Annotated in this window: 2 protein-coding genes; one reads left to right on the top strand and one right to left on the bottom strand. The window is 69.2% G+C overall.

From position 1 onward, the window contains the following. The coding region (locus RIF93_RS20580; protein ID WP_309093304.1) for an aldehyde dehydrogenase family protein at window positions 1–721 on the top strand (721 nt) is incomplete at its 5' end. Window positions 722–886: 165 nt separating this feature from the next. Here RIF93_RS20580 and RIF93_RS20575 read toward each other — a convergent pair. After that, window positions 887–1,691 (bottom strand): Na+/H+ antiporter NhaA (locus RIF93_RS20575; protein WP_309093303.1); only part of this gene is annotated, 805 nt, incomplete at its 5' end.

The following is a 1,691-nucleotide window of genomic DNA, read 5'->3' as shown; positions in this document are numbered from 1 at the left end:
CGTCAAGCGCGTCCACCAGGAGCTGGGCGGCAAGAGCCCCAACATCGTGCTGGACGACGACGCGTTCTCGAAGAGCGTCGCCCGCGGCGTGATGCATGTGATGACCAACTCGGGCCAGAGCTGCAATGCGCCGACCCGGATGCTGGTCCCGTCCAAGCGCATGGACGAGGCGATGGCGGTGGCCAAGGCCACGGCCGAGCAGGTCACCGTCGGCGACCCGAACGGCAACTTCAACATGGGCCCGGTGGTCTCCAAGACCCAATGGGAGAAGATCCAGTCGCTGATCCAGAAGGGCATCGACGAAGGCGCGACCCTGGTGACCGGCGGTACGGGCCGTCCCGAAGGCCTGGAGAAGGGCCACTATGTGAAGCCCACCGTCTTCGGCAACGTGAACAACCAGATGACCATCGCCCGCGAGGAGATCTTCGGGCCGGTGCTGTCGATCCTGGGTTATGAGAGCGTCGAAGAAGCGGTCCGCGTCGGCAACGACACCGAGTACGGCCTCGCCGCCTATGTGAACGGCTCTGACCTCGCGAAGGCCCGCGAGGTGGCGTCGAAGCTGCGCGCCGGGCAGGTCTCGATCAACGGCGCCAGCGACATGACCGCCCCGTTCGGCGGCTACAAGCAGAGCGGCAACGGTCGCGAGTGGGGCGACTTCGCCTTCCACGAGTTCCTGGAGACCAAGGCGATCATGGGCTACGCGCCCAAGGCCGCCGAATAGAAGCAACGGATAACCTTCGCCCCTTGCGGGAGAAGGTGGCCCGCGCATGCGGGTCGGATGAGGGGTCGCACGGTGGTGCGGCCCTTCTTCGTTCCGACTGCGTTGCGGTGAACCCCTCATCCGTCGGCTTCGCCGACACCTTCTCCCGCAAGGGGAGGAGGAGAGTTACTCGGGCGCCCGTCGGCCCCCCGCGAACGCCAGGACGGCCATGCCCCAGAGGGCCGAGATCGCGGAGCCGGCGAGGACGCCGATGCGCACCTTCGCGAGCACGCCCGCGTCTTCGGGGAAGGCGAGCCCACCGATGTAGAGGCTCAGCGTGAAACCCACGCCGCACAGGACGCTGACGCCGTAGAGCTCGAGCCATTTCGCCCCCATGGGCCGCCTCGCCCACTTCAGGGCGATGGCCAGCATGGCCGCGCCGAACACGCCGACCTGCTTGCCGAGCACCAAGGCAAGGCCGAGTCCCAGGGCCACGGGGGCGGTTGGCGTGTCGGCCGGCAGCTCGCGCACCGAGAAGCCCGCGGCCGTCAGGATGAACAGCGGCAAGATCAGGAAGGCCACGTAGGGGTGCAGGGCGGCCATAACCTGGTCCAGCACGCCGGGGCCGCCCGGCCGCTTCGGCTGCAGGGGCATGACGGAGGCGGCGAGCAGTCCCGCCAGGGAGGGGTCCAGGCCGGATTTCACGACGAAGCCCCAGAGCAGGACGAACCCCAGCGTCCAGAAGGCGTACGGCGTCGAGCGCCAGCGGGACATGGCGAGCAGCACGAGGAACGTGGCCGCCGCGCCGCCCAGCATCGCCGGGCGCAGCGCCTCGGTGAAGAGGAGGGCGATCAGGGCGACGCTGATCAGGTCCTGCACGATGGCCACCGTCAGCAGGAAGACCCGCAGCGGCGGCGGCAAGCGGGGCGCGGCGATGGCGACGAGCGCCAGTGCGATGGCCGCATCCGTGGGCGCGGCGGCGGGCCAGGCC

The organism is Phenylobacterium sp., from assembly GCF_031181185.1.
GTDB lineage: Bacteria > Pseudomonadota > Alphaproteobacteria > Caulobacterales > Caulobacteraceae > Phenylobacterium.
This window is presented reverse-complemented; position numbering and strand designations above follow the sequence as displayed.